Raw genomic sequence first — 16,949 nt, forward strand, 5'->3', positions numbered from 1 at the left:
TCTTTTTTCTTTTTAAAATTTAATTACTACTAATGCTTTTTTGATCTCAGGATAAGAAATCTCTTTCTCCTCCTCCACATCTACTTTTCCTTTTCCGATATCTTTTGGCTTACGGTAACGTAAAACAAGTGTGATCTTCTCATCGTCTACTTTTGACAATTCTCCTTCAATTTTGGAAGAATCCTCCAGCATCACCTCAATCTCTCTTCCAATGTTTTTATTGAACTGTCTTGGTGTGGATAATGGCTCGCTCAGTCCTGCAGACATCACCTGAAGGCTGAAGTCATGCTCTTCACGATCCATATTAAATTCAATGGCACGGCTTGCATCAAGACAATCCTGCAAAGAAACTCCGTTATCACCATCCAAAATCACTGTAATATCATCCCCTGCAGAAATTTTAAGATCGATAAGAAACAGATCTTTTCTGGTCTCAAGGAATTCATTTAATAATTCTTCAATTCTTTTTCTAAACTCCATATTTATTTATCTTGATTTACAGTACGAAAAAAGGCTTTCTTCCGAAGCCTTCCCATTTTTTCCGTAAATCCATTGCAAATATAAGCTTTTTTTCTAAAAATGCAAAATTATCTTAAGTATCAAGTAAATAGCGCAAGATTCATTTACAATAAATTAAAAGAATATGTCACAGGATTTTTATTACTTTTGTGTTTAGAATTTTAAAACAAACATTTTGAATATAACGATTGTAGGAACAGGTTATGTAGGATTAGTTACAGGAACTACTCTGGCAGAACTTGGCAATTCAGTATACTGTGTTGATATTGATGAAAAAAAAGTAGAAGGTATGAAAAGCGGCATTGTTCCCATCTATGAGCCGAACCTTGAAGAAATGTTTTTAAGAAACATCCAGTCTGAAAGATTATTTTTCACTACCAATCTTAAAGAAGCGCTGGACAAAAGCGAAGTTATATACCTGGCATTACCTACTCCTCCAGGAGAAGATGGATCTGCGGATCTGTCTTATGTACTTCAGGTAGCTAATAATATTGGTGAACTGATGACTGAATACAAAGTTATTGTTAATAAAAGTACGGTTCCCGTAGGAACTGCGGACAGAGTGAGAGAAGCAATTGCTTCCAAAACAGATATCGCTTTTGATGTAGTTTCAAACCCTGAATTCTTAAGAGAGGGCTTTGCTGTTGAAGATTCAATGAATCCCTCAAGAGTGGTGGTTGGCGCAAGTTCAGAAAGAGCTAAAGACATTATGTCTAAAATATACCAGCCTTTTACCAATACAGGAATTCCAATTATCTTCATGGATGAGAAGTCTTCAGAACTTACCAAATATGCAGCAAATTCATTTTTAGCGGTAAAAATTACCTTTATGAATGAAATTGCCAACTATTGTGAAAAGGTAGGTGCAGACGTGGATAAGGTAAGACTGGGAATGGGTAGTGACGACAGAATCGGGCACAGATTCTTATTCCCGGGAATCGGATATGGAGGAAGCTGCTTTCCTAAAGATGTAAAAGCGCTTATAAAATCCGGAAAACAGGAAGATTTTAATTTCAAGATTCTGGAAGCTACTGAAAATGTGAATACCACCCAGAAAGTTATTTTAGTTTCTGAAATTGAAAAATATTTTGGCGGAAGCATTGAAGGAAAGAAAATTGCCATGTGGGGGCTTGCCTTTAAAGCAAACACAGATGACATCAGAGAAGCTTCCTCTTTAGATAATATTGCTCTTCTGCTGGAGAAAGGAGCTGAAATCATAGCATATGATGCGGTTGCAGAAAATAATGTACAGAAACTCTTAGGCAATAAAATACAGTATGCCAAAGGGATGTATGACGCACTGGAAAACGCAGACGCACTATTTATTGCTACAGAATGGCCGGAATTCAAAAACCCTAATTTTGAACTGATGGCTAAAAAAATGAAAAACAAAGTCATTTTTGACGGCAGAAATATGTACCCGCTGGAAATCCCTGAACAAAACGGATTTCATTATAAAAGTATAGGAAGAAAGACCATCACAAAATAAATCAATGAAAAACATTATCATCACAGGAGGTGCCGGATTTATCGGTTCTCATGTTGTAAGAGAGTTTGTAAAAAACAATCCGGATACTACAATCATCAATCTTGATGCTCTTACCTACGCCGGAAATCTGGAAAACTTAAAGGACATCGAAAATGAGCCTAATTATGTTTTCGAAAAAGCAGATATCACAAAACCGGAAGAACTTAGAAAAGTTTTCGAAAAATATAACCCGGATGCTGTTGTACATTTGGCAGCAGAAAGCCACGTAGACAGAAGTATTACAGATCCAATGGCATTTATCAATACGAATGTAAACGGAACTGCTAATCTTCTGAACCTTTGTAAAGAATTCTGGACATTAAATCCTGATCATACTCACGGCAGATTCCCGGATGAAAAAAGAAAGAATCTTTTCTATCACATTTCTACTGACGAAGTATATGGAAGCTTAGGCGAAACCGGGTTCTTTTTAGAAACAACGTCTTACGACCCTCAATCTCCATATTCTGCTTCAAAGGCTGCTTCCGATCATTTGGTGAGAGCTTACGGAAATACCTATGGAATGCCTTTCATCGTATCAAACTGTTCCAACAACTACGGTCCGAATCATTTCCCTGAAAAGCTGATTCCTCTTTGTATTTCTAATATTATCAATGAAAAACCGCTTCCCATTTATGGCGACGGAAAATACACCAGAGACTGGTTATTCGTCATTGACCATGCCAAAGCGATTCATCAGATCTTTAAGGAAGCAAAAACCGGAGAAACTTATAACATAGGAGGTTTCAACGAATGGCAGAATATTGACCTTGTAAAAGAACTGATCAAACAAATGGATGCCAAACTGGAAAGACCCGAAGGCTATTCTGAAAAACTGATCTCTTTTGTAAAAGACAGACCGGGCCACGATAAACGCTACGCCATTGATGCAACAAAACTGAATAAAGATTTAGGCTGGAAACCTTCAGTAACTTTTGAAGAAGGGCTGGCAAAAACTATCGACTGGTATCTTGAAAATAAAGAGTGGCTTGAGAATGTAACTTCAGGCAACTATCAGGATTACTACAGCAAGCAATACAGCTAAATTTCCTGCTATTAAGGAAGAATTATAGAATCTGGGATAATTAATTACATTTCAGTTTTTATCATCAACCAGAAATAGCTAAATAAATGCATTTACAACACAAAAGAAATACGCGTAATACGTACCAAAACATGAAAGGAATAATACTAGCCGGAGGTTCCGGAACAAGACTTTACCCTCTTACCATTGCAGTAAGCAAGCAGCTAATGCCTGTTTACGACAAACCCATGATTTACTATCCGCTTTCCACACTACTTTTAGCAGGAATCAAGGATATTCTCATCATCACTACTCCACATGACCAAGAAGGTTTCATCAAGCTTTTGGGTGATGGCTCACAAATTGGCTGTCATATAGAATATGTTGTACAGCCTAGCCCGGACGGTTTAGCACAAGCTTTTATTCTGGGCGAAAAGTTTATTGGGAATGATGCCGCTGCACTGGTATTGGGAGATAATATTTTCTACGGTTCAGAAATGGGAACTTTATTGAAAAACAAAACCAATCCGGAAGGAGGAGTTGTTTTCGCTTATCACGTAGCGGATCCGGAAAGATATGGGGTAGTGGAATTTGACAAAAATCTGAAAGCTGTTTCTATTGAAGAAAAGCCTTTAAATCCTAAGTCAAACTATGCTGTCCCTGGTCTTTATTTTTATGATAACAGCGTAGTGGAAATCGCTAAAAACATCAAGCCTTCTGCAAGAGGCGAGCTGGAAATCACAGATATCAACAATGTTTATTTAAACAATGGAAAACTTGAAGTAGCTGTTCTTAACAGAGGAACCGCATGGCTGGATACAGGAACTTTTGATTCTCTTCATGACGCTTCAGAATTTGTGAGTGTTATTGAAAAAAGACAAGGATTTAAAATTGGCTGTATTGAAGAAATTGCCTTCAGAAACAAATTCATTGATGAAGAGAAGCTGCTTGAAACTGCTACTAAATATGGCAAAAGCGGATACGGTGAATACCTGAAACAACTTATCGGAAAATAACACATATAATTTATAAAATTCATAGACTATTGGCTTTATGGTCAATAGTTTTTGCTCATACCAACAAATATCAATATATTAGTTGTTGATTTTTAGTTTTATTGACAATGAAAATTCATAAACTAATACATAAGGTAAGAATTAATTATTATAAATTTGCAAAAACTTACACAGATGAATGAACCACAACAGAAGTGGACAGAAACGATTGATGCAGATCATTCGCTATTTGACTTGAAGCTAAAAGAAGTCTGGAGATACAAAGACCTTGTTTATATGTTTGTAAAAAGAGATTTTGTATCCAGCTTTAAACAGACTATTTTAGGCCCGATATGGTTTTTTATCAATCCCATTTTAACGACTATCGTTTATCTGGTTATTTTTGGAAGAATTGCCAAATTGCCTACAGACGGAGCTCCGCCACTGCTTTTTTATCTGGCTGGTGTTACCCTTTGGAATTACTTTTCTTCCTCATTAATGGCCACCTCCTCTACTTTCACCGGAAATGCCGGAATCTTTGGAAAAGTATATTTCCCAAGACTGGTTACTCCGTTATCTATCGTTATTTCAAACCTGATGCGGTTTGGAGTACAGTTTGTCTTATTTATTCTTGTGTGGGCATATTACCTGAACGAAGGAAAGGTTCATCCTAACATCTGGATTCTTGCGACTCCGTTCCTTATATTCTTAATGGCACTTTTTGCCTTAGGAGTTGGGATGATCTTTTCGTCACTGACTACAAAGTATAAAGATCTTGCTATGTTACTGGGTTTTGGAGTAAGCTTATATATGTATGCAACTCCCGTAATCTATCCTGTTTCTTCACTACCGGGATTCTTTAAAAAACTGGCTTATTATAATCCTTTAACCGGTATTTTTGAATGTTTTAAATATGCTTGGATAGGTGCTGGAGACTTTTCTCCCGCCATGCTTGGAATCAGTACGGTGATTATTCTCATTCTTTTAATGACAGGAATCGTCGTATTCAATAAGGTTGAAAAAAGCTTTATGGATACTGTATAGCATCTATTGAGAAACTTTCGTATTAATTTTAAATCATTTAAATATGCTGGCTTTAAAAGCAGAAAATATATCAAAACAATACCGTCTGGGACAAGTCGGGACAGGTACTCTTTCCCATGACCTTAACAGGTTCTGGCATAAAGTAAGAGGAAAAGAAGATCCTTATCTGAAAATTGGAGAAGCCAATGACAGAACGACAAAAGGAGATTCAGAATACGTATGGTCTCTTCGGGATATCGATTTTGAAATCGCACAGGGAGATGCTGTTGGAATTATCGGAAGAAACGGTGCAGGAAAATCTACACTGTTAAAGGTTTTAAGTAAAGTTACAAAACCTACTACAGGTAAAATTTATACCCATGGAAGAATTGCATCATTGCTGGAAGTAGGAACAGGTTTCCATCCTGAAATGACGGGACGGGAAAATGTCTTTCTGAATGGAGCTATTCTGGGAATGACAAGAAAAGAAATTACCAGGAAATTTGATGAAATTGTAGACTTTTCCGGTGTTGAAAGATATATTGATACTCCTGTAAAAAGATATTCTTCCGGAATGTACGTCCGTCTTGCTTTTGCTGTAGCAGCGCATTTAGAGTCTGAGATCCTTATCGTAGATGAAGTTTTGGCCGTAGGCGATGCCGAGTTTCAGAAAAAATGTTTGGGTAAGATGAATGATGTGACCAGAGGTGAAGGCCGAACTGTTCTTTTTGTAAGCCACAATATGACTGCCATAAAAGAGTTATGTTCAAAAGGAATTCTTTTAAACCAGGGAAAAATTGATTACCAAGGAGATATTCTTAATACCATTATAGAATATCAAAAAAGCAGCACAAAAGAAAGTTCCTATATCTATAATGGGAATCTTGATGAGGCTCTGGGAAATGAAAATATCAGAATAAAAGAATTTTCAGTATCTCCTATTAAAGGAGATTTACTGGATATTGATTCCGGGGTACATGTAAAACTTGTTTTCCATAATTACTGCCCGGATATTACACTTGACACAACATTTGAGTTAAAAAATTATGAAGAACTGGTGATTTTCCATGTTGGAAAATTTGTTTCTGAGAACAATGATTCAAAAATTGGAGAATATACTGTAGAATTTGATATCCCTGCCGGACTTTTGAATGCCGGAAACTATTATTTCAGACTCTATTTTGGAAAAGATCAAAAAATTCTGCTCTATGGAATTGATGAATTTATCGGTTTTGAGGTAGAAAACGTAAAAGTGGGAACAATGATGCACATCTATCCGGGAATCACCAGGCCGTTTTTTGAATATAAAGTACAAACACCATGAGTCCTAAGATAATAGAATTGCCTAAAATATATGATAAAAGAGGGAATTTATCCTTTTTTGAACATCCCAATCAACTGCCATTTGAGATACAAAGGACATATTGGGTATATGATGTGCCAGGAGGAGAAGTAAGAGGAAGCCATGCATTCAAGGAACAGCAGGAATTTATCATTGCTCTTTCAGGTAGCTTTGATGTGGTAATAGATAATGGAAAATCAGAGCAGAGATTTTCACTGAACAGATCTTACTATGGCTTATATATTCCTAAAATGTTTTGGCGAAGATTGGAAAACTTTTCGACTAACTCATTAGCACTTATTGTTTCCGACAAAGAGTACAATGAAAATGACTACATAAGAAATTTTGAAGAATTTAAAATACTGACTAATGAAGAATAATATTTCTGTATTTGACTGTAATGTTATTGATTTAGGTAAAATCAGTTTTGATGAAGGTAATCTTACAGTAGTTGAAAACAATTCATCTTTTCCTTTTAATGTAAAAAGAGTTTTCTATTTATATGATATTGCCGGAGGTGAAAGCAGAGGGGCTCATTCTCATAAAGAATGTCACCAATTTCTCATTGCAGCAAGTGGTAGTTTTGAAGTTTCTTTAGATGATGGAAAATTTAAGCGACAGGTTTTCCTTAACCGTCCTGATTTAGGATTACATATTCCTCCCGGGATATGGGCTTCTGAAATTAATTTTTCTTCAGGAGCAATTTGTCTGGTACTTGCCTCTCATTCTTACAATGAAGCAGATTATATAAGAAATTATGAGGATTTCAAAAAATTAAGAAATGATCTTTTATAAAGGGCAAATCATAAATCCTGAAAATTTCAGACAACCGTCTTTTTTCATTAGTCCATTCAGAACATCTGATTTAGGAAAGAATGATTCAATTATAAAGGACGAATACCCTTCTGATGAAGAATTATTAAAAAAATTTCATTCATTTTTTGGAGAAACGCATGAATACTTTTTGAGCGGCAAGGAAGCAATAAACCAAGCATTAAGTCTCTATAATCTTGAAAGTGATGATGAAGTTCTCATCATCACTACAACTTCCAATTCTTACATAAGCAGCTGTGTTACTAAAGAAATTGAAAAATTTTGTCAGTGGTCCAGAGAAAAGACAAATAAAACGAAATTAATTTTTGTTATTCACGAGTTTGGAAAGGTTTACCCTGATATGGAAAGAATAAAAAGTTATAATATTCCTATTATTGAAGACTGTGCCATGAGTATGCTGTCCAACAACTCGCAACATCAAATAGGTCAATATGGAGACTTTACTATTTATAGCATTCCGAAATTTTTCCCAGTACAATTTGGTGGAATATTAAGGATTAATAATAACTATAAATTAGAAACTCAAAAACCATATCAGAATTATTTGCAGAAGATATGCCTATATTATCTAAAAGATATTGAAAATATTATTATACAAAGAAGAGCAAATAATCAATATTTAATTTCAAAATTAGAAAAAATAGGTTTCAAATCATTCTTTGATTATAATGAGCATGAAACTCCTTCTGTTTGTATGTTTGAAAATAACGGCTGTGATCTATCTGAATTAAAAATATTCCTTCAGCAGAATGGAATAGAGTGTAGTATATTTTACGGTAAAGATGTATTCTTCATACCAGTTCATCAAAACCTGGGAACTTTTGAAATGGATTATATTGTTAACCTTATAGAATATTTTGTGTATGAAACTAAGTAATATTTCATTAGGTGAAAATGTTGTTATTGATCCTACTACATCAATAAACAACGTGAAAATTGCAGATAATGTTAAAATTGCAAAGCTATGCAGTATTTATGGATCCGAAAAGAACCAGCTGGAAATCGGGCAATCATCTTATGTAGGTATGTTCAGCATCCTTAACGGATTTAGCAGAAAACTTACAATAGGTAAACATGTTTCTATAGCGCAAAATGTAAACATTATGACAGATTCCGGTCCTAATGCAAGTGAAGAAATGCAAAAAATATTTCCTCTTATCTCAGGAGAAGTACAAATTGGTGATCACAGCTGGATTGGTGCCAATGCGATTATTATGCCGGGCGTACACTTAGGAAAATTCTGTGTAGTAGCAGCAAACAGTTTTGTCAACAAAAGTTTTCCGGATTATTCGATGATTGGAGGAAACCCTGCAAAACTTATAAAAACATTACTATCACCTGATGAAATTTGAAATAATCAAATATAATAATTCGTATAAAGAAATTTGGAATTCTTTTATCTCAACATCAAAAAACGGGCTTTTCTTTTTTGAGAGAGATTTTATGGAATATCACTCTGATCGATTCAAAGACCATTCTCTTATAATTTTTAAAAATAATAAAATTACAGCATTATTTCCTGCTAATGAATCTGAAAAGCAGATTATTTCTCATGGCGGATTAACTTTTGGGGCTTTAATTATATCTCATACTGTAAAAACAAGTGAAGTTCTGGAGATTTTTAGTGAAATAAAGCAATACTATTCTGAGCTTTCTTTCGATGAAATAATATACAAAGCGATTCCCCATATTTTTCATAAGTATCCTGCAGAAGAAGATTTATATGCACTTTTCCGTAATGATGCCAATCTGTACAGAAGAGATATTTCATCAGTTATCGATCTTTCACAGCCTATCCGATTTTCAGAGACCAAAAGGCAATTGGTAAGAAAGTGTAAAGAAAATAATGTAACTGTTACAGAAAATACAAACTTTGAAGAATACTGGGGCTTACTTACTTCTGTTCTTCAGAAGTTTGATGCAAAACCAGTACATACAATAGAAGAAATTACATTATTAAAAGAAAAATTTCCAGAAAATATAAGACTGTATGAAGCTCAAAAAGATGGCAACATCTTAGCTGGTATTGTTATTTTTGATTTCGGAAATGTCATTCATACTCAATATATGGCAGCATCTCCAGAAGGAAGAAAAGCAGGAGCATTAGATTTCATCAATCATTTTCTCTTGGATACATTCAAAGACAGAAAATATTACAGTTTTGGAATTTCCACAGAGAAACAAGGTACATACTTAAATGAAGGGTTAATTCAGCAGAAAGAAAATATGGGAGCAAGAGGAATTACCTTAGATTTTTATTCAATTAAACTTTAAATTATGATTAAATTTCTTGATTTACAAAAGGTAAACTTACAATATCAAAATGAAATAGAGGCTAAACTTTTAGAAGTTTTCCGCTCCGGATGGTATCTCATGGGTAGCCAGCTTTCAAGCTTTGAAAAAAATCTTTCGGATTATATCGGGACCAAGCACTCTATTGGTGTCGCCAATGGTTTGGATGCTTTAAGACTCATTTTAAGAGCCTATATAGAATTAGGAGTAATGAATATCGGGGATGAAATCATCGTTCCTTCCAATACTTATATTGCTTCTATTCTAGCTATTTCAGACAATGGTTTAGTTCCTGTTTTAGTAGAACCAGAAATTAACACTTATAATATTAACATCTCTAAAATTGAAGAAAAGATAACTTCCAAAACCAAAGGTATTCTTATTGTACATCTTCAGGGAAGAGTTGTTTTTTCTGATTCACTTAAAGAAATTGCAAGAAAGCACAATCTGAAAATTATAGAGGACAATGCCCAGGCAATTGGAGCAGAATGGAATGGAATAAAATCCGGAAATCTTGGGGATGCTGCGGGTTTTAGCTTTTATCCGGGCAAAAACCTAGGAGCCTTAGGGGATGCAGGCGCTGTCACCACAAATGATGATGATTTAATGAAAGTAATTAGAGCATTAGCCAATTATGGCTCTAATCAAAAATATGTCAATATATATAAAGGATTAAATTCAAGGCTTGATGAAATTCAGGCTGCGGTTTTGGATATTAAACTAAAATATATCGATAACGAAAATAAAATCAGACGAAAGATTTCAAAGCGTTTTATAGACGAAATAAAAAACCCGGCAATTATTCTTCCTGAATATCCTGCTGATGAAAATGAACATGTTTGGCATGTATTTGTTATCCGCTCTGAAAAAAGAGATGAGTTACAGACATATCTTACAGAAAATGGGGTGCAGACTTTAATCCACTATCCTATTCCTCCTCATAAACAAGAAGCTTACAAAGATTGGAATAATCTTTCATTTCCAATCAGTGAAAAGATTCATGCTGAAGTATTGAGTCTTCCAATTTCTCCTGTTATGGAGGATGAAGAAATAAATAAAATTATTGAGATTATAAATAAGTTTTAGTCCATGTCAAGACTATTAGAGAATAAGAAATTTTTCCTTAAAACATTAAAAATCGCTAAACTTCTTTTTGACGAAAAGAAGTTTAATGACTGTTTGATGTATATAGAGAAAATATCATATTCAGCATGGTATAATTTTCCGGGATATTACACCTCTAATTGTTTTGAATCAATTATCAGAAACATTGCTCTTGAAAGTTTAGATTTTGAGAACGTAAGTATTCAAGATACCACAGAAGATAAAACATTACACCTTTTTTCTGAAATAAGCAGCATTGGAGGGCATTCAAAGCTTATCTTCAGCTGGATAGAAAATGATAAAAACAGTAAACATTATCTAATGAGTACCTGGCAAAATTTTCAGGAGATTTCTGAAATAGCCGGATCCTATCAATATAAAATAGATAATAATGTTTTTACTTATGATCAGAAGCTGAGCATTATTGAAAAATCTCAAAAAATAGTAGATACTTTAAAGGAAAATAATTTTAGTAGAATTATCCTGCATATTCACCCACATGATGTAATTCCGTCAATGATTTTTTCTTCCAATAAATTAAAAAGTCCTATATTTTTTCTTAATCATGCTGAGCATACTTATTGGCTGGGTGTACCTGTTACAGATTTTCTGCTTCAGATAAGAGAATCAAATATTTTAAAAGATTCTAAAAACAGAAATATTCCTGTACAAGATCAGTTCTTCTTGCCAATACCTGTAGATGAGTCATATTCATTAAAAAAGACAGAAAAAAATACATTCAATATTATTTCGATTGGCAGAGAATCAAAGTATGAACCCAATCAGGAATATAATTTCTATCAGGAAGCGTTAAAAATTGTAAAAAAATTTGAACATGTCGTCTTTACTATCATAGGTATTGAACTAAATAATCCCAACAGGAAGATTTATTCTCATGAACGATTAATTTTCATTCATCCTACAAGAGATATTAACCAATACATTGAAAATGCAGACTTATATCTGGAAGGGTTTCCTATACCATCTTTCACATCACTTCTGGAACCGGCAATGGCTGGAGTTCCTTTTATAATGCACTACAATCCCGCAAGTGTCTATAAAGTTTTTGAAGATAATAAAGAAAAAGGGATATTTTATCCCAAAGATCTGAAAAGCTGGGAGCGTGAAGTAGAAAAGATGATCACAGATGAAAATTATAGAAACCTCATCAATAATTTACAAGTAAAATATTTACGTGAAAAATATTCCTCACAAGGCTGGAGTATGAAGCTAGAAGAGATTAAAAGTTTTTCTAAAGATAAAAATCATATAGTTAGGCCTATTCCTAGCAAAGAAAAATATAGAGATGGAAGAGATGAGGAATTAGTGTCTGTTATTGAAACAAAAACAACCAATCATTATTCTTATACTAAAAGTTTAGGATTTTTTTCAAAATTAAAAGTTATAGTATTATCTTTTGATAATCCTTCATGGGTAGAAATTTTACCTTGGAAACAAACGATCAAATATTTATTTAATAGATAATTTAAGCACATAAATATGAAATTAAGACCAATCGCCATACATTTACCACAGTTTCATCCGTTCCCGGAAAATAATGAATAGTGGGAAAAGGTTTTACAGAGTAAAAGCAAAACCTTTATCTGAAAATCACTGTCAGACGATTGTTTACTTAGCAAAACATAGTTAGGGCATATTTATTCTCATAGGAATGATGCCCATATATAAAAATTAGATGAGTAAAGTTTTATATCACCATTAATAGGTTTACAAAATCAAAGCATACTGGTTGAAAGCAAATTAAAAGATGTAACTAAATTTACCATCAGAAAAAATAAATATCTACACATGAAAAAAATAAGACCTATTGCCATTCATCTCCCTCAATACCATCCTTTCCCAGAAAATGACGAATGGTGGGGTAAAGGTTTTACAGAATGGACGAACGTAACAAAGGCAAAACCATTATTTGACGATCATTATCAGCCACATCTTCCTTCTGACTTAGGATTTTATGATTTGAGGCTGGAAGAAGCAAGAATGGCACAGGAACTTCTGGCCAAAGAATATGGAATTTATGGGTTCTGTTATTATCACTACTGGTTTAATGGGAAGAGATTAATGCATGAACCTATTGACAGGAAATTAAAAAATCCAAAAGAAGATCTACCTTTTATGCTGTGCTGGGCCAATGAAAACTGGACCAGACGCTGGGACGGCAGCGATCATGAAATACTCATTGAACAAAAATACTCCGTTAAGGATGACGAAGATCACATTGATTTTTTGCTTCCTATTATTACGGATCCAAGATATATTAAAGTAAATAATAAGCCCATTATTGTCATTTATAAACCCAATATTCTTCCTAATGTACAGGAAACCATTAAATGCTGGCGGAAAAAAGCCAAAGCAGCCGGGGTGGAACTGTACCTATGCCATATGGGGTTTTCCTATGAGAAAGAATGGGATCAGTTAGTAAATGGCTTTGATGCTATAGTTGATTTTGAACCTTTCGGAATACGTAGAAAAAGTGTTTTGGAAGAAGTTCATGACAGAAAAAGAAGGATACATAAAAAAGGAATTATAAATAAAATTAAAAGACGCCTGAGTAAAAATGTAATTAAGAATACATACAATTGCGTTCCTTACCAATGGATGGGAGAAAATTTAACTCCTCAGAAGGATTTTCATTGCAAAATCTTTCCATCTATTGTACCCGGATGGGACAACACTTCCAGAAGAGGTAACAACCCAACCCTGATACTCAAAGATTCGACACCGGAACATTTTGAAAACTGGCTTTCAAATCTTAAGTTAGATTTCACCCCATATTCTGAAGAAGAAAACTTCATTTTTATTAATGCATGGAATGAATGGGCAGAAGGTAACCATCTGGAGCCTGACCAAAAATTTGGAAGAAAATATCTTGAAGTCGTTAAAAAATTATTCTTGAATCAATGATGAAGAAAATAAAACCCCTTGCATTCTACCTTCCTCAATACCATCCTGTTCCCGAAAATGACGAATGGTGGGGTAAAGGTTTTACAGAATGGACCAATGTAGCAAAAGCAAAGCCTCTTTTTGAAGGACATGACCAACCTATATATCCTGCTGATCTGGGATATTATGACCTTCGTGTTCCGCAAGTCAGAGAACAGCAGGCTCAGATAGCAAAAGATTACGGAGTTCATGGATTTATCTATTATCATTATTGGTTTGGCAACAGAAAACAACTACTGGAAAGAATAGCAAATGATGTTCTTACATCTAAAAAACCAGATTTCCCCTTCTGTTTCTGCTGGGCAAACGAAACCTGGTCCGGTATATGGCATGGTCTTGCAGAAAAGATTCTTGCAGAGCAAGTCTATCCGAATGAGCAGGATTTAATAGACCATTTCAACTACCTGCTCCCATTCTTTAAAGACGAAAGATATATCAAGGTAGACAATAAGCCGCTTTTCATAGTCTACCATCCGGAACATTTAAATGAAGGAGATCCTTACTATATTTCGAAATTCAGGGAACTGGCAAAAAAGAACGGATTTGATGATTTATATGTCATGGCTTCCAATAAACTTCGTGATGATATTGATTTAAAATCAATGGGGTATGACGGGAAAATATCAAATGCATTTCAGAAAGCATGGGTACCTTATATTAAGAAAGGAGAATATATTTCCCATTACCAGTATTATAAAAATAGAATAACAGAACTACTCGGATTTAAGAAAAAAATTAAACCGAAAGTCCTGACTCAGGATGCTAAAGCTATTGTTAATGATCTACAGTTTGTAGAAAGTAATGTTGCTACTTACCCATGTGTTCTACCTAATTGGGACAACACTCCCAGAAGTGGCTATAGAGGAGTTGTCCTTACTGATACATCACCGGAATTATTTGAGAAGCAGATTGAAAAAGCAATTGATTATCTTGAGGATAAAAATGATTATCCCGAAAAGTTATTGATTATCAAATCATGGAATGAATGGGCAGAAGGTAATATTCTGGAGCCAGATAGAAAGTATGGCTTTGGATATTTGAATACATTAAAAAAAATATTGGATAAATACAATAAGAACGGCTAAGTACTTATTCTTAAATCGTTTGCATTGTTGAACTTATTTAAATTCCTAAGTATTCAACCCGAAATACACTAGAAAAAACTTTGTAGTAAAAACCTTATTAAAAAATGACAAGTAAAGTTTCAATTATAGTTCCCTGCTTTAATCATGCTTTATATTTAGAAGAATGTATTCAGTCTATTATGGCTCAATCCTATACAAATTGGGAATGTATTATTATAGATGATGGTTCCACAGATAATTCATCAGAGGTAGCTCAAAAACTGATAAATCATAATATACGCTATATTTATCAGAATAACAAAGGAGTGTCCTGTGCACGAAACAATGGAATAAAGCAAGCTACAGGAGACTATATTTTGCCTCTTGATGCAGATGATACACTAAACCCTTTAGCATTAGAGAAAATGCTGGAGGTTTTTACTAAAAATAAAGAAACAATGATTGTTTTTTCAGATACGATGATGTTTGGTCATATCAATAATAAAACAACAGTAGATGAAAAATTCAATATTAAAGAATTATTACTGCAAAATAAATTATTTTGTACTTCAATGTTTCCAAAAAAATATTTCGATCAGGGTATAATATATGATGAAGAACTTACACATGGGCTTGAAGACTGGGAATTCTGGATACACCTTATTTCTTCTCACCGCAACCTCCCTGTTACCAAAATAGATTATCCGGTTTTCAATTATAGATCTCATGCTGGTAGTTCAAGAAACAATGATATTTTTAAGAATGATGACAAAAAAGAAATTATCTATAATATGATTTATGAAAAGCACAAAGCTCTTTTTCATGAATTTTACCCAAGCTACATTTCACTCTTAAAAAGAAAAACCTTTTACGAAAAAAAACTGGAAAATATATACAATAGTAAACTATATAGAATGTATAACTTTTTAATAAATTTATTTAGATAAGCCCCATATCTAAGATTTTTATACGCAAAGACATGGGCTAAACAGCTTACCTATAAAACTTTTGTCATTTTTCAGCTTAAAAACTCATTTATACCCGTTAAATAAATCTAATATGCAAGATCATTAAAAATAAGTACTTAAAAATTATTATCATTTTTTACGTGCATCATTATCTAATGAATTTTCTAAAAAATAAAATCCCCCAAAATACATATTCATTAAACTAAAGATTGAAAATGGTTAAAATAATTATTGTAAACTATAATTCGGAAAAATGGATTGACCGTTGTTTATCATCCATTGATCAGGCAGGATTAATTAAAGATACCATTATTATTGATAATGCCTCCACCGATGATAGCCTTCATCTGATTGAACGAAGCTTTCCTCAGGTGGAACTTATTAAATTGTCTTCCAATTTAGGTTTTGGACAGGCAAATAATATCGGGATTAAAAAAGCATATGACCAAGGTTCAGATTATGTTTTTTTAATGAACCAAGACGTCTATATAGAACCCAATACTATTGACTGTTTGATTTCAACTGCAAAATTAAATCCGGATTTCGGCATATTAAGTCCTGTGCACCTCAACGGAAATGGTTCAGAACTGGACTTTGCTTTTTCAAATTACATCATTCCTTCGAAGTGTAAAAAATTATACTCAGATATATTTTTACAAAAACTAGCTCCGCCGTACGAATTGCCTTTTGTAAATGCCGCAGCCTGGTTATTAACACGAAAATGTATCGAAAAAGTGGGAGGATTTAATCCATCATTATATCATTATGGAGAAGATGACAATTATTGCCAAAGAGTATTGTATCATGGTCTGAAAATAGGTATTGTTCCGCAATCCGTTATATATCACGACAGAGAATACAGAGTGGAAAATAAATACTTTGACAATTCCGCCCTGCTTTATGAAAGAAAATTAACTGTGATGTTTTCAGACCCATTTAACGATACACAATCGGTAAGGGAAATATATATTCATTCTTATAAATTGATAATAAAATCTTTACTAACATTCAGATTAAGATCGCTTAAAAATCATTACGGCAATCTCAAGACCTGTAATTCGTTAGACTGGAAAATGATTCTCAATAACAAAAAACAATCTATCACTCAAGGAAAAAATTTTTTATAAACAGTTCCCTTAGTTTTTATATTAGTAACAGGTCATAATAACAGCAACTTTTTTAAAGGTTATTATCCGGTGTAAATTCCCAACCTTATCTTACTCTATATACACTAAAAATATTAAAATCACATTTGGATTACCTAAAACCTGGTTTGGTTTATTCAGATTTTG

General features: G+C 33.6%; 17 protein-coding genes. 16 read left to right on the forward strand and 1 reads right to left on the reverse strand.

The features are described 5' to 3' along the window. Positions 1–12: 12 nt before the first annotated feature. The gene (gene rimP, locus C8D70_RS04160; protein WP_076595947.1) at positions 13–480 is read right to left on the reverse strand and encodes a ribosome assembly cofactor RimP; all 468 of its coding nucleotides are present in this window, start codon (positions 478–480) and stop codon (positions 13–15) included. Between the two features lie 214 nt (positions 481–694). Between rimP and C8D70_RS04165 the strand changes: the two genes are divergently transcribed. The 16 genes from C8D70_RS04165 (at position 695) to C8D70_RS04240 (ending at position 16,784) form a co-directional block, all read left to right on the forward strand. Further along, positions 695–2,008: a UDP-glucose dehydrogenase family protein gene (locus C8D70_RS04165; RefSeq protein ID WP_110366468.1), complete on the forward strand. Its 1,314-nt coding sequence runs from the start codon at positions 695–697 to the stop codon at positions 2,006–2,008. A gap of 4 nt (positions 2,009–2,012) precedes the next feature. Continuing rightward, positions 2,013–3,092, forward strand: a complete 1,080-nt coding sequence (gene rfbB / locus C8D70_RS04170; RefSeq protein WP_076595949.1) for a dTDP-glucose 4,6-dehydratase — start codon at positions 2,013–2,015, stop codon at positions 3,090–3,092. A 131-nt stretch (positions 3,093–3,223) separates the two neighbouring features. Next, a complete protein-coding gene (gene rfbA, locus C8D70_RS04175; RefSeq protein WP_110366469.1) occupies positions 3,224–4,087 on the forward strand; it encodes a glucose-1-phosphate thymidylyltransferase RfbA in 864 nt (287 codons plus the stop codon). 174 nt (positions 4,088–4,261) lie between these two features. Then, on the forward strand, positions 4,262–5,110 hold the full coding sequence (locus tag C8D70_RS04180) for an ABC transporter permease (RefSeq protein WP_110366470.1): 849 nt from the start codon (positions 4,262–4,264) through the stop codon (positions 5,108–5,110). 43 nt (positions 5,111–5,153) lie between these two features. Beyond that, the gene (locus tag C8D70_RS04185; RefSeq protein WP_110366471.1) at positions 5,154–6,413 is read left to right on the forward strand and encodes a polysaccharide ABC transporter ATP-binding protein; all 1,260 of its coding nucleotides are present in this window, start codon (positions 5,154–5,156) and stop codon (positions 6,411–6,413) included. Beyond that, positions 6,410–6,811, forward strand: coding sequence for a sugar 3,4-ketoisomerase (locus tag C8D70_RS04190; RefSeq protein WP_110366472.1), 402 nt, complete (start codon positions 6,410–6,412; stop codon positions 6,809–6,811). The genes C8D70_RS04185 and C8D70_RS04190 overlap by 4 nt, the downstream gene beginning before the upstream one ends. Further along, positions 6,801–7,226, forward strand: coding sequence for a sugar 3,4-ketoisomerase (locus C8D70_RS04195; RefSeq protein WP_110366473.1), 426 nt, complete (start codon positions 6,801–6,803; stop codon positions 7,224–7,226). The genes C8D70_RS04190 and C8D70_RS04195 overlap by 11 nt, the downstream gene beginning before the upstream one ends. Further along, the gene (locus C8D70_RS04200) at positions 7,213–8,142 is read left to right on the forward strand and encodes a DegT/DnrJ/EryC1/StrS family aminotransferase (protein ID WP_110366474.1); all 930 of its coding nucleotides are present in this window, start codon (positions 7,213–7,215) and stop codon (positions 8,140–8,142) included. Before C8D70_RS04195 ends, C8D70_RS04200 begins: the two co-directional genes overlap by 14 nt. Next, entirely contained in the window at positions 8,129–8,617 is a 489-nt protein-coding gene (locus C8D70_RS04205) for an acyltransferase (RefSeq protein WP_110366475.1), read from the forward strand. Before C8D70_RS04200 ends, C8D70_RS04205 begins: the two co-directional genes overlap by 14 nt. Continuing rightward, the gene (locus tag C8D70_RS04210; RefSeq protein WP_110366476.1) at positions 8,607–9,539 is read left to right on the forward strand and encodes a GNAT family N-acetyltransferase; all 933 of its coding nucleotides are present in this window, start codon (positions 8,607–8,609) and stop codon (positions 9,537–9,539) included. The genes C8D70_RS04205 and C8D70_RS04210 overlap by 11 nt, the downstream gene beginning before the upstream one ends. A 3-nt stretch (positions 9,540–9,542) precedes the next feature. Then, entirely contained in the window at positions 9,543–10,643 is a 1,101-nt protein-coding gene (locus C8D70_RS04215; protein ID WP_110366477.1) for a DegT/DnrJ/EryC1/StrS family aminotransferase, read from the forward strand. A 3-nt stretch (positions 10,644–10,646) separates the two neighbouring features. Continuing rightward, positions 10,647–12,146 (forward strand): hypothetical protein, encoded by a 1,500-nt coding sequence (locus tag C8D70_RS04220; protein WP_110366478.1) that lies wholly within the window; start codon positions 10,647–10,649, stop codon positions 12,144–12,146. A 324-nt stretch (positions 12,147–12,470) separates the two neighbouring features. Next, a complete protein-coding gene (locus C8D70_RS04225; protein ID WP_076595960.1) occupies positions 12,471–13,586 on the forward strand; it encodes a glycoside hydrolase family 99-like domain-containing protein in 1,116 nt (371 codons plus the stop codon). Beyond that, entirely contained in the window at positions 13,583–14,710 is a 1,128-nt protein-coding gene (locus C8D70_RS04230) for a glycoside hydrolase family 99-like domain-containing protein (RefSeq protein WP_228407975.1), read from the forward strand. Before C8D70_RS04225 ends, C8D70_RS04230 begins: the two co-directional genes overlap by 4 nt. A gap of 104 nt (positions 14,711–14,814) precedes the next feature. Continuing rightward, complete coding sequence (locus tag C8D70_RS04235) at positions 14,815–15,636, forward strand: glycosyltransferase family 2 protein (protein ID WP_076595961.1); 822 nt, start codon at positions 14,815–14,817, stop codon at positions 15,634–15,636. Positions 15,637–15,872: 236 nt separating this feature from the next. After that, the gene (locus tag C8D70_RS04240; protein WP_076595962.1) at positions 15,873–16,784 is read left to right on the forward strand and encodes a glycosyltransferase family 2 protein; all 912 of its coding nucleotides are present in this window, start codon (positions 15,873–15,875) and stop codon (positions 16,782–16,784) included. The last annotated feature ends 165 nt before the right edge of the window (positions 16,785–16,949 follow it).

Source organism: Chryseobacterium sp. CBTAP 102 (assembly GCF_003201365.1).
In the GTDB taxonomy this organism is placed as follows: Bacteria; Bacteroidota; Bacteroidia; order Flavobacteriales; family Weeksellaceae; genus Chryseobacterium; species Chryseobacterium candidae.